General features: G+C 63.6%; 5 protein-coding genes. 4 read left to right on the forward strand and 1 reads right to left on the reverse strand.

Annotated elements, in window-relative coordinates:
* Positions 1–147: 147 nt before the first annotated feature.
* The 3 genes from R3F00_RS06635 to purD all read left to right on the forward strand — a co-directional run bounded on the left by R3F00_RS06635 (position 148) and on the right by purD (position 3506).
* Positions 148–426, forward strand: a complete 279-nt coding sequence (locus R3F00_RS06635) for a helix-turn-helix domain-containing protein (RefSeq protein WP_371280964.1) — start codon at positions 148–150, stop codon at positions 424–426.
* Between the two features lie 43 nt (positions 427–469).
* Positions 470–2047 carry a bifunctional phosphoribosylaminoimidazolecarboxamide formyltransferase/IMP cyclohydrolase gene (purH, locus tag R3F00_RS06640; RefSeq protein ID WP_371280965.1) on the forward strand — a complete coding sequence of 526 codons (1578 nt, stop codon included), beginning with the start codon at positions 470–472 and terminating at the stop codon, positions 2045–2047.
* A gap of 181 nt (positions 2048–2228) precedes the next feature.
* On the forward strand, positions 2229–3506 hold the full coding sequence (gene purD, locus R3F00_RS06645; protein ID WP_371280966.1) for a phosphoribosylamine--glycine ligase: 1278 nt from the start codon (positions 2229–2231) through the stop codon (positions 3504–3506).
* Positions 3507–3578: 72 nt separating this feature from the next.
* Here purD and R3F00_RS06650 read toward each other — a convergent pair whose 3' ends face one another.
* The gene (locus tag R3F00_RS06650) at positions 3579–4034 is read right to left on the reverse strand and encodes an ATP-binding protein (protein WP_371280967.1); all 456 of its coding nucleotides are present in this window, start codon (positions 4032–4034) and stop codon (positions 3579–3581) included.
* A 319-nt stretch (positions 4035–4353) separates the two neighbouring features.
* Between R3F00_RS06650 and R3F00_RS06655 the strand changes: the two genes are divergently transcribed.
* Positions 4354–6237, forward strand: a complete 1884-nt coding sequence (locus R3F00_RS06655; protein WP_371280968.1) for an MFS transporter — start codon at positions 4354–4356, stop codon at positions 6235–6237.
* The last annotated feature ends 57 nt before the right edge of the window (positions 6238–6294 follow it).

A 6294-nucleotide genomic window follows, 5' to 3' on the forward strand; every position in this document is an offset into this window, starting at 1 on the left:
CTGGTTCGAAAAGTTTGCAATCGAATCGACCACTGGCACTTATCAATGGGGCCCGACGGCGTTATGATCATCGACCCGCCGCGCTCCTGAGGGAAGGATGCACGGCAGAACTCATAACTAGAACAAAGCCCCGAGGGATTGATCGCAGTGAATGCCGCTACCCCGTTGCGCGTTGATGTCGCGCACGATTCCGCCCTGCAACCCGCCCTGCGCGAGTGCGTCGCGAGGGCCGTACGTCGATACCTCAGCGATGTGGATTCGCAGCCCTCCGAGGGATTGCACGCGCTGGTCGTTGCCGAGGTCGAATTGCCGTTGCTGCGCGAGGTGATGTCCTGGTATGGCGGCAACCAGAGCCGCGCCGCTGCGGCCCTGGGCATCAACCGGGCCACGCTGCGCAAGAAGCTGCACCAGTACGAGCTCAGTTGAACCGCTATAATGCCGGCCCGCCAAACCGCTTCCGGCTGACCTGATGTTCGAGATTCCCCCTCCTCCCGTCCACCGGGCGCTGTTGAGTGTGTCGGACAAGTCCGGCCTTGCCGATCTGGCCAGAGGGCTCGACGCCCTGGATATCAGCCTGATTTCCACCGGGGGCACCGCGCAGGCATTGCGCGATGCGCATCTCCCGGTCACCGAGGTCAGCGCGGTCACCGGCTTCCCGGAAATCATGGACGGTCGGGTCAAGACCCTGCATCCGCTGGTCCACGGCGGCCTGCTCGGACGTCGCGGCATTGACGATGAAGTCATGTCCGAACACGGCATTGCTGCGATCGATCTTCTCGTGGTCAATCTGTATCCGTTCGAATCGGTTACGGCCCGCCCTGATTGCAGTCTCTTCGAAGGCATCGAGAATATCGATATCGGCGGCCCGGCCATGTTGCGCGCCGCCGCCAAGAACCATGAAAGCGTCATTGTCCTGTGCGATCCGGCCGATTATGCCGAGGTCCTCGAGGCTCTCGCCCAGGGCGGCACCACGATCGAAATGCGACGCAGGCTGGCAGCCAAGGCCTATGCGCACACGGCCACCTACGACGGTCGCGTTGCTGCCTGGCTCGGTGCGCGTTCCCAGGGCGAATCGAGCGAACCGTTTGCGCCCAGCCTGCACCTGGCCTACGAACGCAAGCAGGTATTGCGCTACGGAGAAAACCCGCACCAGGCCGCAGCGCTGTATGTCGAACGCAACGCCGCGCCGGGTACGATCGCCACGTCCAGGGTGCTTGCCGGCAAGGAACTCTCCTACAACAACCTGGCTGACGCCGACGCTGCACTGGAATGCGTCAAGGCGTTCCAGCGCACTCCGGCCTGCGTCATCGTCAAGCATGCCAATCCCTGTGGTGTCGCGCTGGCCGCCAGCGTGCGCGAAGCCTACGAACATGCCTATGCCTGCGACCCGGTTTCCGCGTTCGGCGGCATCATCGCCTTCAATCACCCGCTTGATCTGGAAACCGCTTCGCTGATCCTCGAGCGTCAGTTCGTCGAAGTGGTCATTGCACCCACCGTCGAGGAGGCTGCGCTCTCGGCTTTCAGGAAGAAGCCGAATGTACGCGTGATCGCGACCGGCGAATGGCCCGAACAGGCCGGCCAGTCGATCGACTACAAGCGCATCGCCGGTGGCATGCTCGCCCAGGATGCAGACCGCGACACGCTGATGTTGTCCGATCTCAAGGTCGTTTCAAAACGCGTGCCGGATGCAGAAGAACTGCGCGACCTGCTGTTTGCCTGGCACGTCGCCATGTACGTGAAGTCGAATGCAATCGTGTACGCCCGCGAAAGCCGCACGATCGGCATCGGCGCCGGCCAGATGAGCCGCGTGATCAGCGCCCGCATCGCGGCCATCAAGGCCGAGGAAGCCGGCCTCAGCGTTCCCGGCAGCGTCATGGCCTCGGATGCCTTCTTCCCGTTCCGCGATGGCATCGACACCGCAGCCGCGGCCGGCATCCGCGCCGTCATCCAGCCCGGCGGTTCGATGCGCGACGAGGAAGTGATCCTCGCCGCCGACGAACACGACATGACGATGGTATTTACCGGCGTGAGGCATTTCAGGCACTAGTGCCGGAATTCGAGATTGGAGATTCGGGATTCGCAAGAGCTGAGGACGTGGAACCCTGCGCAGCCATGAGCCAGTATCGAATCCCCGCTGACAACTCGCGCGTGCCAATCCGTCCCGGTCGGACCTCGGCAGGTGGCTCACCCTATCGAATCCCAAATCCCGAATCCCGAATCCCGAACATATGAAAATCCTCGTGATCGGCGGCGGTGGCCGCGAACATGCACTGGCCTGGAAGCTGGCTCAGTCCAGACGGGTTACCGAAGTCATCGTGGCTCCCGGCAATGCGGGTACTGCGCGCGAACCGCGCATGCGCAATGCAGAGGTTGCCGCCAACGACATCGATGGGCTGCTCAAGCTTGCCCGCGACGAGGCCATCGACCTGACCGTGGTGGGTCCTGAAATACCGCTGGTGCTCGGCGTGGTCGATCGATTCCGCGCCGCGGGCCTGGCCTGCTTCGGTCCGCGCAGGATTGCCGCGCAGCTGGAAGGCTCGAAGTCCTACGCCAAGGAGTTCCTGGTCCGCCACAACATTCCAACGGCACGCCACGCCGCGTTCGATGATCTCAATGCCGCCCTCGCCTACGTGCGCAAGCATGGTGCGCCGATCGTGATCAAGGCGGACGGACTTGCCGCTGGCAAGGGTGTCGTCGTGGCCCTGACACTGGGTGATGCCGAGCAGGCCCTGCACGACATGCTTGGCGCACATTCGCTCGGCGACGCATCGGCCAGCGTCGTCATCGAGGAATTCCTCGAAGGTGAGGAAGCCAGTTACATCGTCATATCGGATGGCGATCACGCCTTGCCGATGGCGACCAGCCAGGATCACAAGCGTGTCGGCGAGGCCGATACCGGGCCGAACACCGGCGGCATGGGCGCCTATTCCCCGGCACCGGTGGTCAGCCCCGAGGTCGACAAGCGCATCATGGACGAAGTGATTCGCCCGACCCTGGCCGGCATGGCAGCCGAAGGCGCGCCGTTCATCGGCTTTCTTTACGCCGGCCTGATGATCGACAGCAGCGGTGCGCCGAAGGTCATCGAGTTCAATGTCCGTTTCGGCGACCCCGAAACACAACCGATCATGATGCGCCTGCAGTCGGACCTGCTCGAGCTGATCGAAGCGGCACTGGCTGGCCGTCTGAACGGCACTCACGTGAGCTGGGATCCGCGTCCGTCGATTGGCGTAGTCATGGCCGCACAGGGTTATCCGGGCAAGGTGCGTACGGGTGATCCGATCAGCGGTCTGGATACTGCGCAAGGCAAGGACATCAAGGTATTCCACGCCGGCACACGAATGGTGGACGGCAAGGTGGTGACAGCAGGCGGACGCGTGCTTACCGTCTGTGCACTCGGCGCCGATTTCGCCGCAGCGCGCGAGGCGGCCTATGCGGCCGTGGCCACCCTGGATTTTCCGGGCGCCTTCCATCGCCGCGATATCGGCCATCGCGCACTCAGGCGCTAAGTCTTCCATCCCCCTGCAGCGAAACCGCCGGGATCCATTCGTGAACCACCCGGGCCTGCCCGGATTCGTGCCTTACGTGGCCAGCGCCACGCGCACGCGCAGGTGGTTTTCGCCGCGCCGGTAGCGGTAGGCGAATTCCCGCGTCATTGCACGGACCATGGCGATGCCGACGCCGCCGGGCGTGGCTGCGGCGATACTCGCCGGCAGCTGGGCGGCGGCGATCGCTGTCGGATCGAATGCGGAGGCGCAGTAGCGCAGACGCACGATCAACTCGTCATTGCGGCGACGCACGTGCACATGCACGGGCCCGCGAGCGGCTTGCGCATGCATCACGACGTTGGCGAGCAACTCGTCCAGCACCGTGGCCAGCGATTGACGCACCGATTCGGCGATGTCGGCCGCAGCGAGATCGACTTCGAGGGCATCGGCAAACTGCCCGATCGCAGCCCGTTCGCGCGCAACGCGATAGCGCCAGCGCGTCGCCGCAGCCAATGGACGAAGTTGCCGCGCATTCCGCTGCATCGTCATTCACCCTCCCCTGGCCCGGACTATTCATGAAGAACGCACGATGATCGCGCAGGACTCTGGATTCACACGGCTTTTCTCGATTGAGAATATAGCGGGCACTATTGCCGAATGAGTGAAGTGCCGTGTGGATCCAAGGGGCAAGCGAGGGCGTGCGTTCTTCATGAATAGTCCGGGCTTGTACATCGTGGACGAAGCCGGCCATCGAGGCAAACCCTCGAGACTCGAGGCACGAACCTGCTGCCGGGCACGGCGTTCGCATCACGGAATGCGACAGCTCTGCTAGATTGCCCGGGTCGCCCATCAGGATTCAGGCCCCTCCATGTCCGAACACAGTCAGTTCACCCTGCTCGGCAAGCGCCGCTTCGGCCCGTTCTTCCTGGCCCAGGCGCTCGGCGCATTCAACGACAATGCGTTCCGCCAGGGCATGATCGTGCTGATCGGCTTTCATCTTGGCCTGGCCATCGATGCTGTCAGCTTCTACGCGATGATCGCGCCTGCCGTTTTCATCCTGCCGTTCTTCCTGTTCTCGGCCACGGCAGGCCAGATCGCCGAAAAATTCGAGAAGACGCGCCTGATCCGCTACGTGAAACTGTTCGAGATCGCGGCCATGCTGGTCGCGGTGTATGCGTTCCATGCTGCCCAGATCTGGCTGCTGTTCGTCGTGTTGTTCCTGATGGGTCTGCAATCGACCGTGTTCGGTCCGATCAAGTACGCAATCCTGCCGCAGGCGCTCAGGGTTGACGAGCTCGTCGGCGGCAATGGCCTGGTCGAGATGGGCACGTCGATGGCGGTACTCATCGGCATGATGGCCGGCGGCACCCTGATGGCGATGGGCGAATTCGGGGCCACCGCCGCATCGATTCTTGTCGTCGGCGTGGCCGTCGTCGGCTACCTGGTCAGTCGCGCCATACCGCCGGCCCCGGCCACCGCGCCCGATCTCAAGTTCAACTGGAATCCGGTCACCGAAACCGCGCGCGTGATGCGCTACGTGACCAAGGACCGCACCATCTTCAACTCGATCCTCGGCATTTCCTGGTTCTGGTTCTTCGGCACCGTCTTCACCGCGCAATTGCCCGGTTACACGCAAACCTACCTCGGCGGCAGCGAAGCTGTTCTCAATCTGACCCTGGCCCTGTTTTCGGTCGGGGTCGGCATTGGCTCCCTGCTCTGCGAACGCCTTTCGGGGCACAAGGTCGAGATCGGACTGGTGCCCTTCGGCTCGATCGGCATGACCGTCTTTGCCGTGGATCTCTATTTCGCTAGACCGCTGGCGGCGACCGCTACCGGCCTCGGTGCGATGGAATTCCTCAGCGCCGATGGCAGCCTGCGCATCGTCTTCGACCTGATCCTGATCGGTCTGTTTGCCGGCCTGTTCATCGTGCCGCTGTTTGCCCTGGTGCAGAACCGCACGGATCGCAGCGAGCTGTCGCGTGTGATCGCCGGCAACAACATCCTCAATGCGTTCTTCATGGTCATCTCGGCCGGGCTGGGATTGGGGCTGACCGCACTGGGGCTGAGCATCCCGCAGATCTTCCTCTGCGTGGCCGTGCTCAACGCAGCCGTTGCCATCTACATCTACACGCTGGTTCCCGAGTTCCTGATGCGGTTCCTGTCGTGGATCCTGATCAACACCCTGTACCGGATCCGCACCGAAGGCCTCGACCAGGTTCCGGAGCACGGCCCGGCCTTGCTCGTGTGCAACCACGTCAGCTACATGGATGCGCTGATCGTCGCCGGCAGCGTGCGCAGGCCGGCACGCTTCGTCATGTACTACAAGATCTTCAATATTCCGATCATGAGTTTCATCTTCCGCACGGCGAAGGCGATTCCGATTGCCTCGAACCGGGAAGACCCGGCCCTGCTTGAAAAGGCCTTCGAGGAAATCGATCGCGCCCTGGCCGAAGGCGAGATCGTCTGCATCTTTCCGGAAGGCGGCCTGACCAGCGACGGCGAAATCGCGAAGTTCCGGCCTGGCGTCGAGCGCATCCTCGCGAAACGTCCGGTACCGGTCGTGCCACTGGCCATCCGCGGCCTCTGGGGCAGCATCTTCAGCCGCCGCGATACCGGGCCAGGCCGGATGCGACTGCCGCGCCGGTTCTGGTCGCGCATCGTGCTCAGCGTCGGCGCGCCTGTTGCACCGGCCGAGGCAAGCGCCGCAGCGCTCGAACAGCGGGTTCGCGAGCTGCGCGGAAGCTGGGCCTGAACGGTCGGTCGCCGGCGGCCTGGCTGCAGGGATCCACGCCAATGCCGCGGGCCCGGC

It is taken from the genome of Dokdonella sp., assembly GCF_041395345.1.
In the GTDB taxonomy this organism is placed as follows: Bacteria; Pseudomonadota; Gammaproteobacteria; order Xanthomonadales; family Rhodanobacteraceae; genus Dokdonella.